Here is a 23659-nt window from a genome sequence, read left to right as displayed (position 1 = left end):
CGGCGGTGGATCAGGCCGGTCGCGCCGGTCTGGACCTCTGGACGCGGAACCCCCGCGGGTAGACTCCGAGGACCATGACAGACACGCTCGCCCCCCAGGTTCCCACGTCCGCAGTCCCCCAGGAGCGGCGCGTCGCGACCGAGATCCCCGGGCCGCGATCCCGGGCCCTGCACGAGCGCCGCCTCGCCGTCGTGCCCACCGGCGTCGGCACCGCGCTCCCCGTCTACATCGACCGCGCGCACGGCGCGATCCTGGTCGACGTCGACGGCAACAGCTTCATCGACCTCGGCGCCGGCATCGGCGTCACGACGATCGGGCACACCGACGACTCCGTCGTCGCGGCCGCCGCGGAGCAGCTCGCGCGCCTCACGCACACCCTCTTCACCGTCACTCCGTACGAGCCCTACATCCGCGTCGCGGAGCTGCTGGCCCAGCACACCCCCGGCGACTTCGCCAAGAAGACCGTCCTGGTCAACTCCGGTGCCGAGGCGGTCGAGAACGCCGTCAAGATCGCGCGCAAGCACACCGGCCGCCCCGGCGTCGCGGTGCTCGACCACGCGTACCACGGACGCACGAACCTCACGATGGCCATGAACTTCAAGGCGCTGCCCTACGGCCTGGGCTTCGGACCCTTCGCCAGCGACGTCCACCGTGCGCCGAGCTCGTACCCGTACCACGACGGCCTGTCGGGAGCCGAGGCCGCCCGGCGCGCGATCTCGTACCTCGAGAAGACCGTCGGCGCGTCCGCCCTGGCCTGCCTCGTCGCCGAGCCCATCCAGGGCGAGGGCGGCTTCATGGTCCCCGCCGACGGCTTCCTCCCGGCACTGCAGGAGTGGTGCACGGCCAACGGCATCGTCTTCGTCGCCGACGAGATCCAGTCGGGCATGGCCCGCACCGGCGCCTGGTTCGCCAGCGAGCACCTCGGCCTCGTCCCCGACCTCGTCCTCTCGGCCAAGGGCATCGCCGGCGGCCTGCCGCTCGCAGGCGTGACGGGCCGCGCCGACATCATGGACTCGGCGCAGGCCGGCGGACTGGGCGGCACCTTCGGCGGGAACCCCGTCGCCGCCGCCGCCGCCGTCGCGGTCTTCGAGCGCATCGAGCGCGAGGGCCTCCTCGCCGAGGCCGACCGGATCGGCGCACGCCTGGGCGCGGCGCTGCGAGGCCTGCAGGAGCGCTACGACATCATCGGCGACGTCCGCGGCATCGGCGCGATGATGGCGATGGAGCTCGTGCAGCCCGGCACCGCCGGCACCACGAAGGAGCCGAACGCCGTCGCGGTCCAGGCGATCATCGACTACGCCGCCCAGCACGGGGTCCTCGTGCTGAGCGCCGGCACCTACGGCAACGTGGTCCGCTTCCTGCCGAGCCTCGCCCTCACCGACGAGCTGCTCGACGACGCCGTGTCGGTCATCGCTGACGCGTTCGCCACCCTCTAAGCGCGATCCTCCGAAGGCCACCGCAGGCGCCGAGGCGCTCCCCGGTGGCCTTCGGCGTCTCCGGGAGCGCGGGTCCGGTCGGCGCATCGGGCAGGATGGGGGGATGCCAGCAGGAACCTTCACCGTCGCCGAGTCCGTCGAGCTGGCCGTCGTCGAGCGATCCGGGTTCGTCGAGTCGCGCCACGCCGGCTCCGCCGTCCTCCTCGACTCCGAGGGCCGCGTCGCCCGCAGCCTCGGCACCCCGACGGCTCCCGTCTTCCCCCGCTCCTGCCTCAAGCCGTTCCAGGCCCTCGCGGTGATGACCGCCGGAGTCGAGCTGAACGGCGCGGAGGCGGTCATCGCCACCGCGAGCCACGCCGGCATCCCCCAGCACGTGGCGCTGGTGCAGAACCTGCTCTTCCGCGCCGGCCTGGACCACACCGCCCTGCAGTGCCCGGCCGACTGGCCCGGCGACTCCGGGACCCGCGCTCAGCTGCTGCGGGCGGGCGCGACTCCGGACCCGCTCTACATGAACTGCTCGGGCAAGCACGCGGCGATGCTGCTGGCCTGCGTGCAGAACGGCTGGAGCACCGAGGACTACCTCGAGCGGACGCACCCGCTGCAGCAGCACATCGTCGACACGATCGAGCGCCTCACCGGCGAGCGCGTCGTGGCCTCGGGGATCGACGGCTGCGGAGCTCCCGTGCACGCCCTTCCTCTGACCGCGCTGGCGAAGGGCGTCTCGCGGATCGTGTCCTCCTCCCCCGCCTCACCGTTCGGCCTCTACCGCCAGGCCGGCGTCCTCACGGCCGCGATCCTCGAGAACGCGTGGGCGATCGACGGCCCGGGCCGGGACAACACCGTCGTGATCGAGCGCCTGGGCCTGGTCGCCAAGCTCGGCGCCGAGGGCGTGCTCGTGATGGCCTCGCCCGACGGCACCACCGTCGCCCTGAAGATCCTCGACGGGAGCCTGCGCGCCGCGACAGTGGTCGCGCTGAAGCTCCTGGTCGAGGCGGACGCGGTGGACCGGACCGCGGCGAACGACGTGCTGGTGCGGCTGAACCCGGTCGTGTCGGGCGGCGGGCGCCCGGTCGGCGCGATCCGTGCCTCCTACGTCTGACCGCACCTCCCGGCACGCCCTGAGCTACTGCTCGCGCGCGAGGCGCTTCGCCCGGGCCGCCGCGGAGACCTGCGTGATCACCACTACGAGGATCGCCAGGACGAACACCGCCGACGCGATGACGTTCGCCTCCGCCGGGATGCCGCGCGCCGCCGCGATGTAGATGTACTTCGGGAACGTGGTGACCGATCCGGAGTTGAAGTTCGTGATGATGAAGTCGTCGAAGCTCAGCGCGAACGAGAGCAGCGCCGCGGCGAGGATGCCGGGCAGCAGCAGCGGGAAGGTGATCCGCCAGAAGACCTGGTTCGGCGACGCGTAGAGGTCGCGTCCCGCCTCCTCCAGCTTCGGGTCCAGGCTCGCCACCCGCGCCTTCACCGTGACCACGACGAAGCTGATGCAGAACATCGTGTGCGCCAGCACGATCGTGACAAGCCCCTTCTCGGCGCCCACGCTGAGGAACTGCGCGGCGAGGCCGGCTCCGAGCACCACCTCCGGAGTCGCCATGGGGAGGAACAGCAGCAGGCTGATCGCCGACCGGAACCGGAAGCGGAACCGCACGAGCGCGATGGCGATCATGGTGCCGAGCGCAGTGGCCAGCACGGTGGCGATCACACCGACCAGCAGGCTGTTCCCGAAGGCGGTCATCACCTCTTCACTGGTCCAGGCCGACACCCACTTGTCGAGGGTGAACCCGCGCCAGGCGAGGTTGCTCTTCCCCGAGTCGTTGAAGGAGAAGACGAAGGTGTACCCGATCGGGATGAGCAGGAAGAGCAGCGCCAGCGCCGTGTAGACGCCGAGCCCGAGGCCCCTGAAGCGGCGGCGGCCCCGGATCGGGGCGGGGGGCGGCGCGCCGAGCGCCTCCTGGGCGCTCGCGAGCGGACGGTCGGCCGTCGCGGTCACAGGAGGTCCTCCGTTCCACTGCGCTTCACGTAGAAGCCGACGATGACCAGGATCACGGCCATCAGCACGATCGAGAGCGCGGCGGCCGCCGGGTAGTTCTCGAGCGTGAGGAAGTTCGCCTCGATCGCGTTGCCCACCATCGAGGTCTGCGACGAGCCGAGGAAGTCCCGGCTCGCGTTGATGTAGTCGCCAGCCGCGGGGATGAACGTCAGCAGCGTGCCCGAGACGATGCCCGGCATCGACAGGGGGACGGTCACGCTCCAGAACACGGAGGCGGGGTGCGCGTAGAGATCCGACCCTGCCTCCAGGAAGCGCACGTCGAGGCGCTCGAGCGTCGTGTACAGCGGCAGCGTCATGAACGGGATGAAGTTGTAGGTGATGCCGAAGATCACGGCGAGCGGCGTCCCCGTGAGGTGGCCGTCGCTCGGCAGGACCGCCACGGCCTTGAGCGCCTGCACGAGCGGGCTCTCGTCCGCGAGGATCTGCTTCCACGCCAGCGTCCGGAGCAGGAAGCTGATGAAGAAGGGCGCGATCACCAGCGTGAGGAGCAGGTTCTGCAGCAGCGGCCAGGGCCGCGCCTTCACTCCGATGAAGTAGGCCAGCGGGTAGCTGATCACCAGCGCGAGCACCGTCGCGATCAGCGCGTAGCCGAAGGAGCGGAGCACGTGCGGCCAGTAGTCGCCCATCACCACGAGGTAGTTCTGCCAGGCGAAGCCGGGGGCGTACTCGCCGATGTCCCCGTCCGGCACCTCGGCCTGGAAGGACGTGAGCACGAGCGAGATGAGCGGCGCCAGGAAGAACAGCAGCATGTAGGCGATGCCCGGCAGCAGCAGGACCAGCGCGATCGTCGACCGCCGGCGGACCGGAGCGTCCTGAGGATCCGCCTGCCCCGTGGCGAAGGCGGCGAAGGCCATGCCTACGCTCCCCCGCTGCGACCGGCCAGGAGCCCCCGGCGCTGCACGGCGATGGCGCTGGTGGAGTCGTCCGCCTCGAAGCGCGGGACCGAGCCCGGTTCGTCCGCGAGTCCGAAGCCGTGCTCGGCGCTGAAGCCGACCCACACCTCCGCTCCCTCGCCGACGACCGGCCCGAAAACCATGTTCTGCGCGAAGACGACCACCGGGCCCAGGCCCGGCATCCGGATCGTGTACTGGGTGCTGACCCCGCTGAAGGAGACGTCGACCACGCGGCCGGGCCCGAGCACGTTCCGGCCGGAGTCCGGCGGCGGCTCCTGCGTCAGCAGCAGGAGCTTCTCGGGGCGGACGCCGACGGTGATCTCCCCGCTCGTGCGGGCGCAGCGGGCGACGGGCACGACGATCCGGTGCCCGCCCGCGTCGACGGTGAGTGCGCGGTCGGTGCTGCCGACCACCTCGCCCGTGAAGAGGTTGGACTGGCCGAGGAAGTTCGCGACGAACGCGGTGCGCGGGAGCTCGTAGAGCTCCTCCGGCGCGCCCATCTGCTCGATCCTGCCCTTGTTCATCACCGCGACGGTGTCGGCCATCGTCATGGCCTCCTCCTGGTCGTGCGTGACGTGGAGGAAGGTGAGGCCCACCTCCTCCTGGATGGACTTGAGCTCCAGCTGCATCTGCCGGCGGAGCTTGAGATCGAGGGCGCCGAGCGGCTCGTCGAGCAGGAGCAGGGCGGGCCGGTTGACGAGGGCGCGCGCGAGGGCGACCCGCTGCTGCTGACCACCGGAGAGCTGCGCGGGGCGGCGCTGGGCGAGGTGGTCGAGCTCGACCAGACGGAGCGCCTCGTGCGCCTTGCCGACGGGGTCGGCGATCCTCCGCCGCTTCAGGCCGAAGGCGACGTTCTCGAGGATCGACATGTGCGGGAACAGCGCGTACGACTGGAACACGGTGTTGACGGGCCGCTGGTACGTCTTCGTCTCGGTGACGTCCCGCCCGCCGATGAGGATCCGGCCGGCGGAGGGCTCCTCGAGCCCGGCGACCAGGCGCAGCGTCGTCGTCTTGCCGCAGCCCGAGGGGCCCAGCAGGGCGAAGAAGGAGCCCGCCGGGATGGTGAGGTCCAGGGAGTCGATGGCCGTGAAGCCCGGGTACTGCTTGCTGATCCCGACCAGCTGGAGGTCGGCGCCGCTCTCGGCGAAGGTCCCGATCGCCATCAGATGCCCAGGAGCACCTTCTGGAACTCGGCCTGGTACTCCTTCTCCTCCGCGGCGGTCAGGGTCCGGAACACGTGCGCCTGCGCGAGCGTGTCCTCGTCGGGGAAGATCAGCTGGTTCTCGGCCAGCTCCGGATCGATGCTCTCCATGACGTCCTTCGCTCCATCCACGGGGGTGATGTAGTTGACCCAGGCGGCCACCTCGGCGGCGACCTCGGGCTCGTAGTAGTAGTTCATCAGGGCCTCGGCGTTGGCCTTGCGCTCGGAGCCCATCGGGACCACGAAGGTGTCGTTCCAGAGCGCGCCGCCCGAGTCGGGGAAGGCGAACTCCCACTTGTCGCCGGCCTCGGCGTTGATCAGGGTGATGTCGCCGGACCAGCAGATCGCCGCGAGGGTGTCCTCGTTCTGCAGGTCGTTGAGGTACGCGTTCCCCTTGATGTTGCGGATCTGTCCGGCGTCGACCTGCTCGCGGAAGACGTCGATCGCGTTCATGTACTCGTCGTCGCCCCAGGAGCCGGCGATGTCCGTCCCCTGAGCGAGCATGATGAGCCCGATCGTGTCGCGCATCTCGCTCAGCACGCCGACGCGGCCGCGGAGCGACGGATCCCACAGATCTTCGATGCTCGAGAGGCCCTTCGGCAGCTTCTCCCTGTTCCAGCAGATGCCCGAGAACCCCGCCTGGTACGGGAGGGAGAGCCGGCGGCCCGGATCGAAGTCGGGGTTCGCCAGCGAGGGGGTGAGGTTGGCGATGTTCGGGATGTTCGCGTGGTCGAGCTCCTGCACGTAGCCGCGGCGGACCAGGCGCGAGACCATCCACTCCGTCAGGCAGACCGTGTCGGCGCCGATGTACTGCCCGAGCGCGAGCTGATCCTTCACCTTGCCGTAGTACGAGTTGTTGTCGTCGACGGCGACGTTGTAGGTCACCGCGATGCCCGTCTGCTCCTCGAAGCCCTGGAGCGTGGGGTGGTTCCCGTCGTCGTCCTCGTCCATGTAGGCGGGCCAGTTGTCCCACACCAGGCGCGGGTCGCCGGCCGATCCGTCGGCGGCGGCGGTCGGAGCGGCACGGGTCTGCGGGGCGCAGGCGGCCAGGGCGAGGGCACCCGCTCCGAGGCCGATCCCGCCGAGGACCGCCCGACGCGAGAGGACCGCCCGGCGCTCGCGCTCGTGCGAGCGTGCCGCGGCGACGGCCCGGCGGAGGACGGGATCCCTCGGGAGGGGACGGGTCATGGCGGGGGCTCCTGACTGCGTCGGGGCTCGTGCCTCGAGGGCCGAACGTGGGGAAATACTGGCACAGCGCTCATCCGCCTGTCACGGCGAACGGAGGAGAACGCTCATCCGGAAACATGATCGTCACGAATTCCGCACCCGGAGGCCGTGTCGACCGCCGATTCGGTCCCCGGAGGCCGTGCCGTCAGCGGGTGAGGGGCGGGCGTCCCGAGCCGCCGGAGGACCCGTCGACGCGCTCGACCGCCATCTCGACCGAGGAGAGCAGGATCCGGCTGCCGAGCTTCGCGCGGTAGCGGCGGCCGGCCTCGAGCGGGAGCGGCGCCTGGGTCGGCGCGACCAGCACGGACCCGTTGGCCGACCAGCGGTCCCTGACCCAGAGCCCGCCCTCGTCGAAGCCGAACTCGAGGTGGGTCTTGGAGAGGGATCGCGACGGATCCGGGATCGCGAGGATGTGCCGGAACGTCTCGTTGGGGTCCGGGAGCGGCTGGCGTCCGATCAGGCCGTTGCCGGTCACGATCGCGTGCTGCCCGGTCGCGAAGCTGAGGCGCACGAGCCCCTGCGAGGGCGGCGCCATCGGTGCGCCGGGGGCGGGACGCCGGTGCCGGCCGGGGGCCAGGCCCGGCAGCCAGGCACGGCGGGACGGGTCGAGGACCGTCGTGTCGCCGGAGGACGAGGGGCGGGACGCACCCGTCGTGGCATGCGCCGCCACCGACGAACCGCACTCGCCGCAGAGGATCGCCCCGGGAGCGAGGTTGGAGCCACACGTGCTGCAGATCACCGAGAACGCCCTTCCGCTCACCATCGTACCCAGCGCCGGCGCGGGGAGCCTCGAGCCGGCCGAACCCGACGCGAACCGGCAGGCGCAGGACCGTCGTACGGCCGTTCGGCACGTGCGGGCGGTCCGGCGGCACCGCCGCCGCGGCCGTCCCGTGCCGGAGCGCTGCTCGTCAGACCGGTGCGCCGGCCTCCTCGTCGCCGGTGACCGCGAGGACGTCGACGACGATCACGGTGACGTTGTCGCGCCCGCCGTTGTCCAGCGCGGCGTCGACCAGGGCGTCGGCCGCCTCCTGAGCGGAGCCGGTGCCGGTGAGCAGGTGGCCGACGCCGGCATCGGTCAGCTCCTTCGTGAGTCCGTCCGAGCAGATCAGCAGACGCGATCCGGCGAGGACGGGCACGAGCCGGTAGTCGGGGACGGGCGCCTCGTGGAAGCCGACCGCGCGGGTGATCACGTTGCTGTGCGGATGCACGTCGGCCTCGTCGCGGGAGATCAGGCCCGCGTCGACCAGCTCCTGGACGATGGAGTGGTCCACGGTGAGCTGCACGAGGGTCCCGGCGACGCTCAGGTACACGCGCGAGTCGCCGATGTTGAAGACGGACCAGTAGGGCTCTCCCCCGACCACCGTGAGCGCGATCCCGGTGACCGTGGTCCCGGTGCCGACGTCGGCCGTGTGCGACTGCCGGGCGATGTCCCCGACCGCCTCCCGAAGCGCCCGGTCGATCTCCTCCGCTCCGACGGTCGCGCCGAGCGCCGCGGTGGACAGGCGCGACACGACCGCGTCGCTGGCGACCTCTCCTGCCGCGTGCCCGCCCATCCCGTCGGCGACAGCGAAGAGCGGGCTCTTGGCGAGGTAGCTGTCCTCGTTCGCGCTGCGCACGTGGCCGGTCTCGGTGCGCGCGGCCCAGCCGAGGGTGACTTCGGCCGAGGGTGCGTCGGAGCTCCAGGCGGAGACGGGGACGGTGACGGACGCGCGGCTGCGGCCGATCTGCGTCATCGCTGCTCCTCGCATCCCCGTGGCCCGCAGCCGTCCGGTCCGACGGCCCGTGACCGCCGGCTCCAGGGGTGCCCGGCCGCCTCCCGATGGTAGTCGCTGACGGCCCTCCGCCGAGCCGGCCGCCATCGCTGTCGCCCGATGTCCGTCGCGCAGACGGGACCACGCTCAGACCACCGGATCCGATGCCGGAGCGAGCTCCGACGTGCGGATCCACTTGCCCGGGCACTCGAGGACTGCCAGAATCGCCGCATGGCCCCGTCTCGCCCGCCCTCTCAGCGTCCTGTCCAGCTCGACGAGGTGTCGAAGGCGATCATCGAGCAGCTGCAGGCCGACGGTCGGCGCTCGTACGCCGAGATCGGCAAGGCCGTGGGCCTGAGCGAGGCGGCCGTCCGGCAGCGGGTGCAGAAGCTCACCGAGTCGGGCGTCATGCAGATCGTCGCGGTGACGGATCCGATGCAGCTCGGCTTCTACCGCCAGGCGATGATCGGTGTGCGCGTCACCGGCGACACCCGCGACGTCGCGGACCGGCTCGCCTCCATCCCCGCCGTCGACTACGTCGTGCTGACGGCCGGCTCCTTCGACATCCTCGCCGAGGTCGTGTGCGAGAACGACGACGATCTGATCGCCCTGCTCAACCAGGAGATCCGGTCGCTTCCCGGCGTGCTCTCGACCGAGACCTTCGTCTATCTGAAGCTCCACAAGCAGTTCTACAACTGGGGAACGCGGTAAAAGATGACCACCGAGACAGCCTTCTCGACCTCCGGCCTCGAGTCGGGCGATCCCGTCCGCGGGACCGACGCGCCTGGGGGGATCGACGACGCCTCCCTGCAGAAGAAGGCGAAGGACCACCTCTGGATGCACTTCACCCGTCAGTCGACGATGGACTCCGGCGCGGGCGTGCCGATCATCACGCGCGGCGAGGGACACCACATCTGGGACAGCACCGGGCGCAAGTACTTCGACGGCCTGTCCGGCCTCTTCGTCGTCAATGCGGGACACGGGCGGCGCCGACTGGCGGAGGCCGCGGCGAAGCAGGCGTCCGAGCTCTCCTTCTTCCCGCTCTGGTCCTACGCGACCCCCTCGGCGATCGAGCTGGCCGACCGGCTCGCCGACCACGCGCCGGGCGACCTGAACCGGGTCTTCTTCTCGACCGGCGGCGGCGAGGCGGTGGAGACGGCGTTCAAGCTCGCCAAGCACTACTGGAAGCTGCAGGGCAAGCCGGGCAAGCACAAGGTCGTCTCGCGCTCGGTCGCGTATCACGGCACTCCCCAGGGAGCGCTCGCGATCACGGGCATCCCCGGGATGAAGTCGATGTTCGAACCGCTGGTGCCGGGCGGCTTCCGTGTCCCCAACACCAACTTCTACCGGGCTCCCGAGCACGGCGACGACCTCGAGGCGTTCGGCCTGTGGGCGGCGAACCGCATCGAGGAGATGATCGAGTTCGAGGGGCCGGACACGGTGGCCGCCGTGTTCCTGGAACCCGTGCAGAACTCGGGCGGCTGCTTCCCGCCCCCTCCCGGGTACTTCCAGAGGGTCCGCGAGATCTGCGACAAGCACGACGTGCTGCTGGTGTCCGATGAGGTGATCTGCGCGTTCGGCCGTATCGGGCACATGTTCGCCTGCGACGAGTACGGCTACGTGCCGGACATGATCACCTGCGCGAAGGGGATGACCAGCGGCTACTCCCCCATCGGCGCGACGATCGTCAGCGATCGGATCTACGAGCCCTTCCGCCACGGTCAGGTCGTCTTCCCGCACGGCTACACCTTCGGCGGCCACCCCGTCTCGGCCGCGGTCGCGCTCGAGAACCTCGACATCTTCGAGGAGGAGGGCCTGAACGAGCGCGTGCGAGAGAACTCGCCCGTCTTCCGGTCCACGCTCGAGAAGCTGCTCGACCTGCCGATCGTCGGCGACGTCCGGGGCGACGGCTACTTCTTCGGCATCGAGCTGGTGAAGGACAAGGCGACGAAGGAGACGTTCGACGAGGACGAGTCGGAGCGGCTGCTGCGCGGATTCCTCTCGAAGGGGCTCTTCGACGCGGGGCTGTACTGCCGGGCGGACGACCGAGGCGATCCCGTCGTGCAGCTCGCACCGCCGCTCACCATCGGCCCGCGCGAGTTCGACGAGATCGAGCAGATCCTCCGGAGCGTTCTCACCGAGGCCTGGTCGCGGCTCTAGCGACCTCACGCGGCGCGCTCCCGCCGATCGGCGGCGAGTGCGGCCGCGACCCGGCGCGCACCTGCGTGGTGCGGATCGAGAGCGACGGCCTCGTCGGCGAGCCGTCCGGCCTCGTCGGCACGGCCCTCACCGGCCAGGATCCGCGCGAGGAGGACGAGCACTCCGGCTCGCTCGCTCGCGGGTGCGACGACGGCGGCACGGCGGAGCAGCGGGGCGAGCGCTCCCGCCGCGCAGGGGTCACCGCTCCGCGCCGACCGCAGCACGCGGTCCGCACCGCGGCTGCGCTGCACGGCCACGATGAGCGCAGCCAGGCCCGCAGGCCGGACCTCGGGATCGGGACCGGTGAGAGCTCGCCGGACGAGGTCGTCGACGCCGTGCAACAGCACGTCGGGCAGTTCGGCCCGCGGGTGGCGGTCGAGGAGACGGTCGACCGCGGCGGCCACCGCTCGCGGGTCGTCCCGGTCGCCGGCCTCGAGCCCGTCGTCGCGGCCGGACGACGGGAGCACGGCGACGCGGAGGGCGAGGCCGGGGAGCCGGCGCGCACGCTCCTCGAGGGCGGCGACGAGTCCCTCGCACGACTCCGGACCCGCCTCGCCGGGATGCACCAGCGCGAGTGCTCGCTGCACCCGCCCGAACCGGCCGAGCGCACCGAGGCTGGCCCGCGCGATCAGGGACGGATCCGCCCCCGACAGCTCGAAGCGGAGCGAGCCGCTCGGCGCGCCGGCCCGGAACGGGACGAGCACGAGGCTCGCCTCGGCCGCACCCCGCCGGGACCCGTGAGCGGCGTGGAACAGGGCGGCGTCGTCGGGTGAGGCCGGGACACGCGAAGCGGGAGCGGGGTGGAGGAAGATCGCTGAGGAGGTCATGCTGCGATCCTGCCGACCCTCGCACCCGCCGGGAGCGACGGCCCTCGGGATCATCGGAAGGATCTCGAGATCGCCGCCTGTGGAGGGAGAGGTCCCATCGACACCGAATCGCCGGCGCACGGATGGCGCCCTCCGGCCCCCAGGAATCCCTCCACAGGGACCGATCGGCCGAGTTCTGCACCGGTGTCCGATTCCCGCCGGTCGGTGGGGAGTCCCGCGGATACTCTCGACGCATGAGAACGACTCCCCTTCACGTCCGACGGACGACGAGCCCCCTCGGCCGCATCGAAGTGGGCAGCGACGGCGATGCGATCGTCTCGCTCGCCATCGAGCAGGCCGGTCTGCTCCCGCACGAGCACCTCCCGGAGTCGGACCTCCCGGTGCTCCTGCGGGCCGTCGAGCAGCTGGACGAGTACTTCGACGGGACCCGCCGCTCTTTCGATCTGCCGGTCGCTCTGCGCGGCACGCCCTTCCAGCTCGAGATCTGGCAGCGGCTCCAGGCTCTGGGCTTCGGGGAGATCACCTCCTACGGCGCACTGGGCACGGCCGCCGGTCGCCCCCGGGCGGGCCGGCCGATCGGCGGAGCGGTAGGTGCGAACCCGGTGCCGATCATCGTGGGCTGCCACCGCGTCCTCGCGAGCGACGGACGGATCACCGGCTTCAGCGCGGGCGAGGGCGTCGCCACGAAAGCCTGGCTTCTCGATCACGAGGGGATCCCCCACCGATGAGCACGGCCGACGGACTCGTCGAGGGAGAGGACGGCCTGGTCCGCTGCGCCTGGAGCGGCGCGGATCCGGAGTACCGCCGCTACCACGACGAGGAATGGGGCACCCCGCTGCACGGAGATCGCCCGCTGTTCGAGAAGATCTCCCTCGAGGCGTTCCAGTCCGGCCTCTCCTGGATCACGATCCTCCGCAAGCGGCCGAGGTTCCGCGAGGCCTTCGACGGCTTCGATCCGGCCCGCGTCGCCCGGTACGACGACACCGATGTCGAGCGGCTGATGGAGGACAGCGGCATCATCCGGAACCGCGCGAAGATCATCGCCACCCGGGACAACGCCCGGGCCGTGCTCGCGCTCCTGGAGCAGAGAGGCGAGGGCGCGCTCGACGAGCTCGTGTGGTCCTTCCACGATCCGGACGTCGAGGACCGGGTGGTCCGAGCCGCCGACGTCCCTGCGACGACGCCCGGGTCGACGGCGCTCGCGCGAGCGCTGAAGGCCGCTGGGCTCCGCTTCGTCGGACCGACCACCGCGTACGCGCTGATGCAGTCGGCCGGAGTCGTCGACGACCACCTCACCGGCTGCTGGCGCCGACGCTGACGCCTACGACTCCGGCACGACGAGGTCGAGCTCTCCCGTGTGCCGGTTCTCGGCGAGCAGGAACCCGCGCCCGGCCGCCCACGCCGAGAGCTCGCCGAGCGACTCCGTCGCCACCCGGTCCTCCGCCAGCGCCCTGACGAAGCGTCCCTTGCCCTGCTTGTTGAAGTGGTTCAGCGACCGGAGGACGCCGTCGGCCCCGCGCGAGCGGACGCGGACGAAGAACCGCCCCTCGCCCGCAGGGACCGGTCCGAGCGCCGCGTACGCCTCGCTCCGCAGATCGAGGACGAGCCCGTCGAGCGCGCTCAGCACCCGCCCGGCCTCCGCCGCCCACCACCGCTTGAGCGGTCTGCCCGGCACACGGGAGTCGTGGGACAGACGGTATGCAGGGATCAGGTCGAGGGCGCGGATCGGCCCCCAGAGCGCGGACTGCACGATCGCCGTCCGACCGAGCACCTCCCGTGCACCGGAATCGAGGCTGAGCGCGTCGAGCGCATCGAACAGCACCCCGTCGAAGCGGTCGACCGCGGGGAGACCTGCCGCGGTCGCGAGCCCCGCGTTGCGATCGATCTCGCCGAACTGACGCGGACCGAGCTTCAGCGCCCGGGCAGAGAGCTCGGGGTCCCCGGCCAGCGCGATCAGCGCCTCCGCCAGCTCGCGCCGCTTCGCGTGGAGCTCGGGGAAGGCGAGCGACTCGAGCACGAACGGCTCGTCGCCGCCGTCGCGCTTCGTCTCGGACGGTGGCAGCAGGACGTGCACAGGACTCCTTCGGAGAAGAGGGACGGGCGGCACGACGAAGGGGCCGGACGATCGCGATGATCGTCCGGCCCCTCCGAGCCGCGGTAAGCGGCGGTGTACTAGACCAGCGATGCCTGACGGGCGACCACGGTCACCACGTCGTTCTCGACGGACAGGAAGCCGTCGTCGGCCTGCGCGGTGAGACGCGTGCCGTCCAGGGCCGTGACGCGCACCTCGCCGGTGGCGAGGATCGCGAGCATCGGCTCGTGGCCGGCGAGGATGCCGATCTCGCCCTCGACCGTGCGAGCCGTGAGCTGCTTCGCCTCTCCGGACCACACCTCGGCGTTCGCGGACACGACGCTGACCTTCAGGGTCCCGGCCATGATCAGCCGTTCTCCTTCTGGATCTGGGTCCACTTCTCCTCGACGTCCGAGATCGAGCCGACGTTGAAGAACGCCTGCTCGGCCACGTGGTCGAACTCGCCCTTGGTGATCGCGTCGAACGACTCGATCGTGTCCTTCAGCGGGACGGTCGATCCCTCGACACCGGTGAACTTCTTCGCCATGTAGGTGTTCTGCGAGAGGAACTGCTGGATCCGGCGCGCACGCGACACCGTGATCTTGTCCTCCTCCGACAGCTCGTCGACACCGAGGATCGCGATGATCTCCTGCAGCTCCTTGTTCTTCTGCAGGATCTGCTTCACGTTCGTCGCCACGCGGTAGTGGTCGGCGCCCAGGTAGCGGGGGTCGAGGATGCGCGAGGTGGACGTGAGCGGGTCGACGGCCGGGTAGAGGCCCTTGGACGCGATCTCACGGGAGAGCTCGGTGGTCGCGTCGAGGTGGGCGAAGGTGGTCGCCGGCGCCGGGTCCGTGTAGTCGTCGGCGGGGACGTAGATCGCCTGCAGCGAGGTGATCGAGTGTCCGCGCGTCGAGGTGATGCGCTCCTGGAGCACACCCATCTCGTCGGCGAGGTTCGGCTGGTAGCCCACCGCGGAGGGCATGCGGCCCAGGAGGGTCGACACCTCCGAGCCGGCCTGCGTGAAGCGGAAGATGTTGTCGATGAAGAGCAGCACGTCCTGCTTCTGCACATCGCGGAAGTACTCCGCCATGGTCAGGGCCGACAGGGCGACGCGCAGACGCGTTCCCGGCGGCTCGTCCATCTGGCCGAAGACGAGAGCGGTCTTGTCGAAGACGCCCGCCTCCTCCATCTCGGCGATGAGGTCGTTGCCCTCACGGGTGCGCTCGCCGACGCCGGCGAACACGGACACTCCACCGTGGTCCTGCGCGACGCGCTGGATCATCTCCTGGATGAGGACGGTCTTGCCGACGCCCGCGCCGCCGAACAGGCCGATCTTGCCGCCCTGCACGTACGGAGTGAGCAGGTCGATGACCTTGATGCCGGTCTCGAACAGCTCGGTCTTGGACTCGAGCTGGTCGAACTGCGGGGGCTTGCGGTGGATCGGCCAGCGCTCGGTGATCTCGAACGACTCTCCGTTGATCTTCCCGTCGGCGTCGGCGTTGAGCACCTCGCCGATCACGTTGAAGACCTTGCCCTTGGTCACGTCGCCGACCGGGACCGAGATCGGCAGGCCGGTGTCGTGGACCTCCTGGCCGCGGACGAGTCCGTCGGTGGGGTTCAGGGAGATGGCCCGGACGAGGTCGTCGCCCAGGTGCTGCGCGACCTCGAAGGTCAGCTTGCTCGAGACGCCCTCGACCTCGACGTGCGTGTAGAGCGCGTTGTAGACCTCGGGGATCGCGTCGTGGGGGAACTCGATGTCAACGACGGGGCCGGTGACGCGGGCGATGCGGCCGATGGCCCCGCCCGACGTCCCGGTCGCCGCCTCAGGTGCGGTCAGTGTCATTGCTACTTCCTTCTGTGGTCTCACCGCTCCCGGAGGGCGGAGTCGAAACTGTGTGGAGCGGAGCCCTCTTACTTGGAGGAGGACAGGGCGTCGGCGCCGCCGACGATCTCGGCGATCTGCTGCGTGATCTCGGTCTGGCGGGCGTTGTTGGCGAGACGCGTGTAGGTCTTGATCAGCGTGTCCGCGTTGTCGCTCGCCGACTTCATGGCCTTCTGGCGTGCCGCGTGCTCCGAGGCCGCCGACTGCAGCATCGCGTTGAAGATGCGGCTCTCGACGTACACGGGCAGGAGGCGGTCGAGGACCGTCTCGGGGTCGGGCTCGAACTCGTAGAGCGGGTACAGCTCGCTGTTCTGCTCCTCGGCGCCCTCGACCACCTCGAGCGGCAGCAGCCGGACGATGGTCGGCTGCTGGGTGACCATGCTGACGAAGCGGTTGTAGACGAGGTGGATCTCGTCCACGCCGCCCTCCTCGTCATCGAGGTTGTACGACTCGACGACCGCGTCCGCGATCTCCTTCGCCGTCTCGAACACGGGCTGGTCGGTGCCGCCCGTCCAGACGCGGACGCTGGCCCGCTTCCGGAACGAGAAGTACGCGTTCGCCTTGCGGCCGACCAGGTAGAAGACGACCTCCTTGCCCTCGCTGCGCAGCAGCGCGGCCAGCTCCTCGGCCTCCTTGAGCACGCTCGAGGAGAACGCGCCGGCGAGGCCGCGGTCGGAGGTGAAGATCACGATCGCGGCCGTGTCCAGCTTCTCGCGCTCGGTCGTGAGCGGGTGCTCCACGTTCGAGTAGGTCGCGACAGCGGACACGGCGCGCGTGATCGCGTTCGAGTAAGGCGCCGCGGCAGCGACGCGGTTCTGCGCCTTCTGGATGCGCGAGGCCGAGATCAGCTCCATGGCCCGAGTGATCTTCTTGGTCGTCTGGGCCGAGCGGATCTTCGACCGGTAGACCCGGAGTTGCGCTCCCATGTGTCTCCTGTTGTCCTAAAAGTGGCGAATCGTCGGGGTGCCGCTGGTCAGCGACGGCCCTTGACGATCTTCTCCTGGCCGACCTCGTCGGCCGCGATGGCCTGGTGCTCCTCGCGCCCGACCGAGGCGAGCGGCTTGCCCTCACCGGTCTGGAACTCCAGCTTGAAGCCGTCGACGGCACGGTTGAGCTCGGCGACGGTGTCGTCGGAGAGCACGTTGGTGTCGCGGAGGGTGTTCAGCACCTGGGTGTTGCGGCCCAGGTAGTCCAGGAGCTCGCGCTCGAAGCGCAGCACGTCGGGGACCGGGACCTCGTCGAGCTTGCCGTTCGTTCCGGCCCAGATCGAGACGACCTGCTCCTCGACGGGGTACGGCGAGTACTGCGGCTGCTTGAGCAGCTCGGTGAGGCGGGCGCCGCGGGCGAGCTGACGGCGCGAGGCGGCGTCGAGGTCGGAGGCGAACATCGCGAAGGCCTCGAGCGAGCGGTACTGCGCCAGCTCGAGCTTCAGCGTGCCGGAGACCTTCTTGATCGACTTGACCTGCGCGTCGCCGCCGACCCGCGAGACCGAGATACCCACGTCGACCGCGGGACGCTGGTTGGCGTTGAAGAGGTCGGACTGGAGGAAGATCTGGCCGTCGGTGATCGAGATCACGTTGGTCGGGATGTAGGCCGAGACGTCGTTCGCCTTGGTCTCGATGATCGGGAGACCGGTCATCGAGCCGGCGCCGAGCTCGTCGGACAGCTTCGCGCAGCGCTCCAGCAGACGGGAGTGCAGGTAGAAGACGTCACCCGGGTACGCCTCGCGTCCCGGCGGGCGGCGCAGGAGGAGCGACACGGCGCGGTAGGCCTCGGCCTGCTTCGACAGGTCGTCGAAGATGATCAGGACGTGCTTGCCGCCGTACATCCAGTGCTGGCCGATGGCCGAGCCGGTGTAGGGGGCGAGGTACTTGAAGCCGGCGGGGTCGGAGGCGGGGGACGCGACGATGGTCGTGTACTCCATCGCTCCGGCGTCCTCGAGCGCGCCCTTCACCGAGGCGATGGTCGAGCCCTTCTGGCCGATGGCGACGTAGATGCAGCGGACCTGCTTGTTCGTGTCGCCCGACTCCCAGTTGGCCTTCTGGTTGATGATCGTGTCGATCGCGATGGCCGTCTTGCCGGTCTGGCGGTCGCCGATGATGAGCTGGCGCTGGCCGCGGCCGACCGGGATCATCGCGTCGATGGCCTTGATGCCGGTCTGCAGCGGCTCGTGGACCGACTTGCGCGACATGACGCCGGGAGCCTGTAGCTCGAGGGCGCGGCGGCCCTCGGAGGCGATCTCGCCGAGTCCGTCGATCGGGTTGCCGAGCGGGTCGACGACGCGGCCGAGGTAGCCGTCGCCGACTGGGACCGAGAGGACCTCGCCGGTGCGGGTGACCTCCATGCCCTCCTCGATGCCGGAGAACTCGCCGAGGACGACGACGCCGATCTCGTTCTCGTCGAGGTTCTGGGCCAGGCCCAGGACACCGTTGGAGAAGCGGATGAGCTCGTTGGCCATGACGCCGGGGAGGCCCTCGACGTGGGCGATGCCGTCGGCGGCGTCGATGACGTAGCCGACCTCGGTGGTGGAGGCCTTGCCCGGCTCGTACGACGAGACGAAGTCCTTCAGCGCGTCGCGGATCTCATCCGGGCTGATGGTGATATCTGCCATGGGAATTCCTATTCGTTGGGTCCGTGCGAGCCGAAGAGGTCGTCGGGGCCTGACCTGGATGGTGCGGGGGTCGAGGGCAGTGCCCTCTGAGGATACGTGCGCCCGTCAGGACGCGAGCTGGAGCTTCAGGTCGGACAGCCGTGCGGAGACGGTTCCGTCGATGACCTCGTCGCCGACGTGCAGGCGCATCCCGCCCAGGAGGGAGGGATCGACCACGACGTTGACGGAGACCGGTCGGCTGTACTGGCGCGTGAGCGCCGAGCGGAGCCGGTCGAGCTGCTCGGGGGCGATCGGTGCGGCGACCGAGACCGTGGCGAGGATGAACCCGCCCTGGTCGGCGACCACGCCTGCTGCGAAGCGGACGAGCTCCGGGATGCGGCGACCGCGCGGGTGCGCGATCAGCTGCCGGAGGATCGCCAGCGTCTCGGCCGCGGCCTTGCCCTCGAGGAGGCGCTGCACGAGCGCGACCTTCGAGTCGGCGGCGGCGAGCTTGCTGCCGAGCGCGAGCTCGAGCTGGGCGTCGGAGGCGACGACCTCGCCGAAGGAGTGGAGCTCCTTCTCGAGGTTGACGCCCTCCGGAGCGGACGACGCGATCGCGCGGACCCCGACCTCCTCGACCCCGGCGACCATGTCGCTCGGGCTCGACCAGCGGTGGCCGACGATCACGGTGAGCAGGCGCTTGGCCGGCTCGCCGAAGGGACCGAACACGCGGGCGACGAGAGCCTGCTTGCTGCTCGAGTCGGCGCTCGGGTCGGCGAGGGCCGCGCGCAGCTGCGCCTGGCCGTCGATGACCCGTGCGGCCTCGAAGAGCTGCTGGGCCGTGTCGAGGGACGCCTGACCGGCGAGGGCGGAGAGCTCCGCCTTCGCCGATGCGAGTGCCTGCCTGGACGCGCTGCCCATCAGTTGTTCGCCTTCTCCGAGGCCTCGAGGTCGGCGAGGAAGCGGTCCACGATCGCGGACGCCTTCGCGTCGTCGTTGAGGCTCTCGCCGATCACGCCGGAGGCGAGGTCGATGGCGAGGGTTCCGACTTCGGAGCGGAGCGAGACCACGGCGGCCTGACGGTCCGCCTCGATCTGGGCGTGCGCGTTGTGGAGGATGCGCTCGGCCTCGACCTGCGCCTGCTCCTTCTTCGCCGCCACAATCGCGTTGCCGTCGGCGTTCGCCTTCTCACGGATCACTCCGGCCTCGGCGCGGGCCTCGGCCAGCTGGGCGGTGTACTTCTCGAGGGCGACCTCGGCCTGTCGCTGGGCCTCGTCGGCCTTCGCGATGTTCCCCTCGATCGCGGCGGAGCGCGCGTCGAGCATCTTCTGCAGGCGCGGCAGGACCAGCCTCCAGAAGAAGAACAGCAGGATGAGGAAGATCACCCCCGACCAGAAGAAGTCGTAGAACTCCGGGATCAGAATGACCGCGGGGACGTCACCTTCTTCCGCAGCGATGTTCACAGCGGTGCTGAACACGACTACGCCGCGAAGATGAAGTAGGTGGCGAGGCCGATGAGCGCGAGCACCTCGGTGAACGCGATGCCGAGGAACATCGTGGTCTGGAGGCGGCCGGCCATCTCGGGCTGGCGCGCCATGGCCTCGACGGTCTTGCCCGCGACGATGCCGACACCGATGCCGGGGCCGATCGCTGCGAGGCCGTAACCGACCGTCGCGATGTTGCCGGTGAGTTCGGCGAGAACGGTGACTGAGTCCACGAGTGGGTCCTTTCAGTGGGGTGATCGTGAGAACGGGCGGGAGCCCGTGAGTAGTGGGGTCAGTGCTCCTCGGCGACGGCCAACTGGATGTAGACCGCAGCGAGGAGGGTGAAGATGTAGGCCTGCAGCACGGCGACGAGGAGCTCGAAGAGCGTGAACGCACCGCCGAAGGCGAAGGTCACGACGCCGAAGAGCTTGAAGCCCGGGTCGATCTGGGAGCTGAAGAGGAAGAACTGCGTGGCCGAGAAGCACAGCACCAGCAGGAGGTGGCCGACGATCATGTTCATCACGAGCCGCAGTGCGAGCGAGAGCGGACGGATGATGAACGTCTGCAGCAGCTCGATCGGCGTGAGGATGAAGTAGATCAGGAACGGCGCTCCGGGCGGGAACAGGGCGTTCTTGAAGAAGCCCATCCCCCGGTCCTTGATGCCCGCGTAGATGAACGTCACGTAGGCGACCAGGCCGAGGAAGAGCGGCATGCCCACCACGGAGGTCCCCGCGATGTTCAGGAACGGGACGATGCCGGTCAGGTTCATCGAGATGATCGCGAAGAAGATCGTCACGAGGATCGGGAGGAACCGGCGCGCGTCCTTCTCGCCGAGGATGTCCTTGGCGATGGTGACGCGGACGAAGTCGAACGCGAGCTCGACGACGTTCTGGAAGCGGCCGGGGACGAGGCGCAGCTTGCGCGTCCCGAGCCAGAAGAACAGCATCAGTGCGATGACCGCGATGAAGCGGACCAGCATGACGCGGTTGATCTCGAAAGGGGTTCCCTCGAAGAGGAAACCGGGCGGGAAGAACTCGGAGATCGACGGGGTGTGGAAGTCACTCTCACCGGTCGAGGACGAGACCAACAGGGTCACAGCGTTAGCAAACAGCGCTAGCTCCTGGAATTCGGGGCGTGGCACGTTGCAGCCGACCGAATCGAATCATTCGGACGCAACGCTCTCGCGACGACGAAAGGTGGGGTTTTCCGCTCGGACGGCGATCGTGCTCGACGACCGCCATCAACGATGAGACGATCTGAGGACACGTTCGCCTGCGGGATTCGTCCCTACTGTAGCAACAGAACGGCCTGAGAGCCGAATCGTGGTCCTCTCAGGAACCGTTCGGCTCGTCCTCATCGAGCGATGTCGCTGACGTTCGGCATGCGCGAGCGCGAGACGACGAGGACGTCGATCACCAGGGACCCCAGGACGGCGACGATTATCGTGACGAACATCGCGGTGCTGTTCAGCCACGGCTGATCGCGCAGGACCAGGGCGGCGATCACGAACAGCACGAACTTGGCGAGCCACGTGCCGAGGACGACGGCAAAGAACCCGCCGATGTCGAGGCGGTTGGCGACGAGGATGCTCGCGGCGGTGAGGAGCACCATCACGCCGCCGACGATCGCGCCGAGGAGGGCTCCGATCGCGCCCTCTCCCCCGGCGGCGATCCCGCCGACGACGGTGCCGAGAACGGCCAGGGCGAGCACGAAGAGGCCGCCCACGACCAGCGCGCGGCGCAGGACGGGGACGGACGCGGGCTGCGGACGGGGGGTGGCCGGGGAGGCTCCGGTCATGATGCTTCCTTCCGCGCCGTGGTCGGCGCTGTCGTGTCCCGGTCGATCGGGAGTCCGGCCGGCGGACGGAGCAGCTCCGTCGAGGACGCGCGGTCGAGGGGGTCGAGGACGGGTGAGGCCTCCGCGGACTGCGCCGCCGCCTCGAGCCGCTTGCGGCGGCTGAGCGGGGCGAGCGTGACGACGGTGCAGACCAGCAGACCGACTCCGAGGAAGACGAGCGGGACCCACAGCACGTCGACCACGAACATCAGCAGGCAGCTGACGGCGACGACGGCGGTCCACGCGTAGAAGATCAGCACGGCGTGCAGGTGGGAGTGCCCCATGTCGAGCAGGCGGTGGTGCAGGTGCTTCCGGTCGGCGCTGAACGGCGACTTTCCCGCGCGCAGGCGCCTGATCACAGCGAGGCCGAAGTCCATCAGCGGCACCACGAGGATCGCGAACGGCAGGATGATCGGGATGAACGCGGGCAGGAGCTCCTTCGCCGCGAGCTGGGCCGGGTCGATCTGGCCGGTGACCGCGATCGCGGAGGTGGCCATCAGCATCCCGATCAGCAGTGCGCCGCTGTCGCCCATGAACATCCGCGCCGGACGCCAGTTGATGGGGAGGAATCCGGCGCAGGCGCCGACGAGCAGGACCGCGATGAGCGAGGCCAGGTTGAAGTAGTCGGTGGGCGAGGTCTGCTGCACCAGCAGGTAGCTGTAGAGGAAGAAGACCCCGTTGGCGATCAGGGCGACGCCCGCCACGAGGCCGTCGAGGCCGTCGATGAAGTTGAGAGCGTTGGTGACCAGGACGATCGCGAGCACGGTGATGATCAGCGACATCCACGGCGAGCCGACGGTCAGGCCGCCGATCGGCAGGGAGACGATCTGCACGCCCTTCCAGGCGATCAGGCCGGCGGCGATCAGCTGACCGGCCAGCTTCGTGGTCCAGTCCAGGTCCCAGATGTCGTCGGCGACGCCGATGAGGACGATGAGCAGGCTCGCGCCGAGGATCGCGAGGATCGGCTCGGGATTGGCGAACACCAGCCGGAAGTAGGGCAGCTGGGAGGCGATGCCGAAGCCGACGAGGATCCCGAGGAACATCGCGATGCCGCCCAGGCGGGGGGTCGGCCGCGTGTGCATGTCCCTGACGCGGATCTTCGGGTAGAGCCGGTACTTCAGGCTCAGCTTCCAGATGACCCACGACAGCGCTCCGGTCACGAGCGCGACCGCGAGCGAGACGAGGGCGAAGGTGATCACCGGTTACTCACCCGGAGCGGAGTCGGTGCGGGCGGCGCCGGTGCCGGTGTTGGGCGTCGGCGCGTTCGTGCTCGACGAGCCCGTGTCCGGCGCATCGGCGGAATCGACGGGCGCGGAGTCGCCGGGCGCGGAGTCGTCCTGCAGGCGGGCGCCGGAGGCCCAGTCGGGGCGCGCGGTCGGGGTCCGCTCGAAGGCGTACGGGTCGCTGCCGGTCGCGGTCTCGGCGGGCTCCTGCTGGTCCCCGGCCTGCGCCGCGCCGGCCGTGGAGGGGTCGGGCTCCGACGTCTCGGCACGAGGCGCGTCCGGATCCGGCAGCAGGTCTCCGACGACCTCGCGGATCCGCTCGGCCGACACGACGCCCTGGCGCAGGATGCGCAGGGTGCCGCCCTCGAAGCTCAGCGCTGTCGCGTCGACGATCGTCGAGGACTCGCTGGCGCCCGCGGGGCGGTCGCTGTAGCGCGATCCGGCGGCGCCGGCGTCGAGATAGACGTCGACGGAGTCGCCGAGCTGGTCGAACGCCTCCTGTGCGGTCGTGGCCGAGGGCTGCCCCGTGCGATTGGCGGAGGAGACCGCCAGCGGGCCGGTCTCGGCGAGGAGCTCGATCGTCACCGGGTTGTCCGGCATGCGCAGCGCCACGGTCCCGCGCGTCTCGCCCAGGTCCCAGACCAGTGAGGGCTGGGCGTGCAGGACGATGGTGAGCCCGCCGGGCCAGAACTCGCGCGCGAGGTCGCGCACCGCCTCCGGCACATTCTCGGCGAGGGCGTCGAGGGCGGCCACGTCCCCGATCAGGACGGGCGGCGGCGACTGCCTCGTCCGTCCCTTCGCGTCGAGCAGGCGCTGGACCGCGGCGGCGTCGAACGCGTTGGCCGCGACGCCGTAGACGGTGTCGGTGGGGATCACCACGAGCTCGCCGCGGCCGATGGCCGTCCGCGCGAGACGGGTGCCGGTCAGGAGGTCCGTGTCGACGGAGCAGTCGTAGATGCGTGCCATAACGGGTCGATGAT

General features: G+C 70.1%; 24 protein-coding genes and 1 pseudogene. 6 read left to right on the top strand and 19 right to left on the bottom strand.

What is annotated here, in order from left to right; all coding sequences use genetic code 11:
* Positions 1-74 precede the first annotated feature (74 nt).
* Both gabT and C5C50_RS01220 read left to right on the top strand, forming a co-directional pair.
* Complete coding sequence (gene gabT / locus C5C50_RS01225) at positions 75-1436, top strand: 4-aminobutyrate--2-oxoglutarate transaminase (protein WP_104272668.1); 1362 nt, start codon at positions 75-77, stop codon at positions 1434-1436.
* A 103-nt stretch (positions 1437-1539) separates the two neighbouring features.
* Positions 1540-2535 carry an asparaginase gene (locus C5C50_RS01220; protein WP_104223039.1) on the top strand — a complete coding sequence of 332 codons (996 nt, stop codon included), beginning with the start codon at positions 1540-1542 and terminating at the stop codon, positions 2533-2535.
* A 24-nt stretch (positions 2536-2559) separates the two neighbouring features.
* Here C5C50_RS01220 and C5C50_RS01215 read toward each other — a convergent pair whose 3' ends face one another.
* The 6 genes from C5C50_RS01215 to C5C50_RS01190 all read right to left on the bottom strand — a co-directional run bounded on the left by C5C50_RS01215 (position 2560) and on the right by C5C50_RS01190 (position 8549).
* Positions 2560-3366, bottom strand: a complete 807-nt coding sequence (locus C5C50_RS01215) for an ABC transporter permease (RefSeq protein ID WP_181027101.1) — start codon at positions 3364-3366, stop codon at positions 2560-2562.
* A gap of 65 nt (positions 3367-3431) precedes the next feature.
* Positions 3432-4349 carry an ABC transporter permease gene (locus C5C50_RS01210; protein WP_104246578.1) on the bottom strand — a complete coding sequence of 306 codons (918 nt, stop codon included), beginning with the start codon at positions 4347-4349 and terminating at the stop codon, positions 3432-3434.
* A gap of 2 nt (positions 4350-4351) precedes the next feature.
* Complete coding sequence (locus tag C5C50_RS01205) at positions 4352-5551, bottom strand: ABC transporter ATP-binding protein (protein ID WP_104246579.1); 1200 nt, start codon at positions 5549-5551, stop codon at positions 4352-4354.
* Positions 5551-6777, bottom strand: a complete 1227-nt coding sequence (locus C5C50_RS01200) for a PotD/PotF family extracellular solute-binding protein (RefSeq protein WP_104223035.1) — start codon at positions 6775-6777, stop codon at positions 5551-5553. The genes C5C50_RS01205 and C5C50_RS01200 overlap by 1 nt, the downstream gene beginning before the upstream one ends.
* Before the next feature lie 184 nt (positions 6778-6961).
* Complete coding sequence (locus tag C5C50_RS01195; protein WP_104272667.1) at positions 6962-7486, bottom strand: hypothetical protein; 525 nt, start codon at positions 7484-7486, stop codon at positions 6962-6964.
* Between the two features lie 238 nt (positions 7487-7724).
* A complete protein-coding gene (locus tag C5C50_RS01190) occupies positions 7725-8549 on the bottom strand; it encodes a PP2C family serine/threonine-protein phosphatase (RefSeq protein WP_104272666.1) in 825 nt (274 codons plus the stop codon).
* Between the two features lie 249 nt (positions 8550-8798).
* Between C5C50_RS01190 and C5C50_RS01185 the strand changes: the two genes are divergently transcribed.
* Both C5C50_RS01185 and C5C50_RS01180 read left to right on the top strand, forming a co-directional pair.
* A complete protein-coding gene (locus C5C50_RS01185; RefSeq protein ID WP_104223032.1) occupies positions 8799-9278 on the top strand; it encodes an Lrp/AsnC family transcriptional regulator in 480 nt (159 codons plus the stop codon).
* Positions 9279-9281: 3 nt separating this feature from the next.
* A complete protein-coding gene (locus C5C50_RS01180; protein ID WP_104223031.1) occupies positions 9282-10727 on the top strand; it encodes an aspartate aminotransferase family protein in 1446 nt (481 codons plus the stop codon).
* Between the two features lie 5 nt (positions 10728-10732).
* On the opposite strand, the gene C5C50_RS01175 is transcribed toward C5C50_RS01180, so the two are convergent.
* Positions 10733-11593 carry a hypothetical protein gene (locus tag C5C50_RS01175; RefSeq protein WP_104272665.1) on the bottom strand — a complete coding sequence of 287 codons (861 nt, stop codon included), beginning with the start codon at positions 11591-11593 and terminating at the stop codon, positions 10733-10735.
* A 233-nt stretch (positions 11594-11826) separates the two neighbouring features.
* Between C5C50_RS01175 and C5C50_RS01170 the strand changes: the two genes are divergently transcribed.
* The gene (locus tag C5C50_RS01170; RefSeq protein WP_104223029.1) at positions 11827-12321 is read left to right on the top strand and encodes a methylated-DNA--[protein]-cysteine S-methyltransferase; all 495 of its coding nucleotides are present in this window, start codon (positions 11827-11829) and stop codon (positions 12319-12321) included.
* Positions 12318-12911 carry a DNA-3-methyladenine glycosylase I gene (locus C5C50_RS01165; RefSeq protein ID WP_104260210.1) on the top strand — a complete coding sequence of 198 codons (594 nt, stop codon included), beginning with the start codon at positions 12318-12320 and terminating at the stop codon, positions 12909-12911. The genes C5C50_RS01170 and C5C50_RS01165 overlap by 4 nt, the downstream gene beginning before the upstream one ends.
* Before the next feature lie 3 nt (positions 12912-12914).
* Here the strand turns inward: C5C50_RS01165 and C5C50_RS01160 are convergent, their stop codons facing one another.
* The 12 genes and pseudogenes from C5C50_RS01160 to C5C50_RS01105 form a co-directional block, all read right to left on the bottom strand.
* The gene (locus tag C5C50_RS01160) at positions 12915-13667 is read right to left on the bottom strand and encodes a YaaA family protein (protein ID WP_104272664.1); all 753 of its coding nucleotides are present in this window, start codon (positions 13665-13667) and stop codon (positions 12915-12917) included.
* A 98-nt stretch (positions 13668-13765) separates the two neighbouring features.
* The gene (locus C5C50_RS01155) at positions 13766-14029 is read right to left on the bottom strand and encodes a F0F1 ATP synthase subunit epsilon (protein ID WP_104223026.1); all 264 of its coding nucleotides are present in this window, start codon (positions 14027-14029) and stop codon (positions 13766-13768) included.
* Between the two features lie 2 nt (positions 14030-14031).
* On the bottom strand, positions 14032-15507 hold the full coding sequence (gene atpD, locus C5C50_RS01150) for a F0F1 ATP synthase subunit beta (RefSeq protein ID WP_104223025.1): 1476 nt from the start codon (positions 15505-15507) through the stop codon (positions 14032-14034).
* A 68-nt stretch (positions 15508-15575) separates the two neighbouring features.
* Positions 15576-16472: a F0F1 ATP synthase subunit gamma gene (locus C5C50_RS01145; RefSeq protein ID WP_104272663.1), complete on the bottom strand. Its 897-nt coding sequence runs from the start codon at positions 16470-16472 to the stop codon at positions 15576-15578.
* 47 nt (positions 16473-16519) lie between these two features.
* Positions 16520-18157, bottom strand: a complete 1638-nt coding sequence (atpA, locus tag C5C50_RS01140) for a F0F1 ATP synthase subunit alpha (RefSeq protein WP_104223023.1) — start codon at positions 18155-18157, stop codon at positions 16520-16522.
* A 105-nt stretch (positions 18158-18262) separates the two neighbouring features.
* Positions 18263-19057 (bottom strand): F0F1 ATP synthase subunit delta, encoded by a 795-nt coding sequence (locus C5C50_RS01135; protein ID WP_104232703.1) that lies wholly within the window; start codon positions 19055-19057, stop codon positions 18263-18265.
* Positions 19057-19614 carry a F0F1 ATP synthase subunit B gene (locus C5C50_RS01130; RefSeq protein WP_258067588.1) on the bottom strand — a complete coding sequence of 186 codons (558 nt, stop codon included), beginning with the start codon at positions 19612-19614 and terminating at the stop codon, positions 19057-19059. The genes C5C50_RS01135 and C5C50_RS01130 overlap by 1 nt, the downstream gene beginning before the upstream one ends.
* Positions 19615-19616: 2 nt before the next feature.
* Entirely contained in the window at positions 19617-19853 is a 237-nt protein-coding gene (locus C5C50_RS01125) for an ATP synthase F0 subunit C (RefSeq protein ID WP_055794702.1), read from the bottom strand.
* Between the two features lie 59 nt (positions 19854-19912).
* Positions 19913-20716, bottom strand: coding sequence for a F0F1 ATP synthase subunit A (atpB, locus tag C5C50_RS01120; protein WP_068254016.1), 804 nt, complete (start codon positions 20714-20716; stop codon positions 19913-19915).
* Positions 20717-20973: 257 nt separating this feature from the next.
* On the bottom strand, positions 20974-21417 hold the full coding sequence (locus tag C5C50_RS01115) for a hypothetical protein (RefSeq protein WP_104223021.1): 444 nt from the start codon (positions 21415-21417) through the stop codon (positions 20974-20976).
* Positions 21414-22655 (bottom strand): MraY family glycosyltransferase, encoded by a 1242-nt coding sequence (locus C5C50_RS01110; RefSeq protein ID WP_181065442.1) that lies wholly within the window; start codon positions 22653-22655, stop codon positions 21414-21416. Before C5C50_RS01110 ends, C5C50_RS01115 begins: the two co-directional genes overlap by 4 nt.
* Positions 22656-22955: 300 nt before the next feature.
* Positions 22956-23645 (bottom strand): annotated as a pseudogene (locus C5C50_RS01105) (L-threonylcarbamoyladenylate synthase); the annotation flags it as partial.
* Between the last annotated feature and the right edge of the window lie 14 nt (positions 23646-23659).

It is taken from the genome of Rathayibacter sp. AY1D9, from assembly GCF_002932395.1.
Lineage (GTDB): Bacteria > Actinomycetota > Actinomycetes > Actinomycetales > Microbacteriaceae > Rathayibacter.
The sequence above is the reverse complement of the archived record's forward strand: the minus strand, read 5'-3'. Positions and strand labels throughout refer to the sequence as shown.

Bases quoted from the DNA above. Each gene is read 5' to 3' on its own strand.
- gabT (WP_104272668.1), top strand. From the start codon at position 75: ATGACAGACACGCTCGCCCCCCAGGTTCCCACGTCCGCAGTCCCCCAG.
- C5C50_RS01220 (WP_104223039.1), top strand. From the start codon at position 1,540: ATGCCAGCAGGAACCTTCACCGTCGCCGAGTCCGTCGAGCTGGCCGTC.
- C5C50_RS01210 (WP_104246578.1), bottom strand. From the start codon at position 4,349: ATGGCCTTCGCCGCCTTCGCCACGGGGCAGGCGGATCCTCAGGACGCT.
- C5C50_RS01205 (WP_104246579.1), bottom strand. From the start codon at position 5,551: ATGGCGATCGGGACCTTCGCCGAGAGCGGCGCCGACCTCCAGCTGGTC.
- C5C50_RS01200 (WP_104223035.1), bottom strand. From the start codon at position 6,777: ATGACCCGTCCCCTCCCGAGGGATCCCGTCCTCCGCCGGGCCGTCGCC.
- C5C50_RS01190 (WP_104272666.1), bottom strand. From the start codon at position 8,549: ATGACGCAGATCGGCCGCAGCCGCGCGTCCGTCACCGTCCCCGTCTCC.
- C5C50_RS01185 (WP_104223032.1), top strand. From the start codon at position 8,799: ATGGCCCCGTCTCGCCCGCCCTCTCAGCGTCCTGTCCAGCTCGACGAG.
- C5C50_RS01180 (WP_104223031.1), top strand. From the start codon at position 9,282: ATGACCACCGAGACAGCCTTCTCGACCTCCGGCCTCGAGTCGGGCGAT.
- C5C50_RS01175 (WP_104272665.1), bottom strand. From the start codon at position 11,593: ATGACCTCCTCAGCGATCTTCCTCCACCCCGCTCCCGCTTCGCGTGTC.
- C5C50_RS01170 (WP_104223029.1), top strand. From the start codon at position 11,827: ATGAGAACGACTCCCCTTCACGTCCGACGGACGACGAGCCCCCTCGGC.
- C5C50_RS01165 (WP_104260210.1), top strand. From the start codon at position 12,318: ATGAGCACGGCCGACGGACTCGTCGAGGGAGAGGACGGCCTGGTCCGC.
- C5C50_RS01155 (WP_104223026.1), bottom strand. From the start codon at position 14,029: ATGGCCGGGACCCTGAAGGTCAGCGTCGTGTCCGCGAACGCCGAGGTG.
- atpD (WP_104223025.1), bottom strand. From the start codon at position 15,507: ATGACACTGACCGCACCTGAGGCGGCGACCGGGACGTCGGGCGGGGCC.
- C5C50_RS01145 (WP_104272663.1), bottom strand. From the start codon at position 16,472: ATGGGAGCGCAACTCCGGGTCTACCGGTCGAAGATCCGCTCGGCCCAG.
- atpA (WP_104223023.1), bottom strand. From the start codon at position 18,157: ATGGCAGATATCACCATCAGCCCGGATGAGATCCGCGACGCGCTGAAG.
- C5C50_RS01135 (WP_104232703.1), bottom strand. From the start codon at position 19,057: ATGGGCAGCGCGTCCAGGCAGGCACTCGCATCGGCGAAGGCGGAGCTC.
- C5C50_RS01115 (WP_104223021.1), bottom strand. From the start codon at position 21,417: ATGACCGGAGCCTCCCCGGCCACCCCCCGTCCGCAGCCCGCGTCCGTC.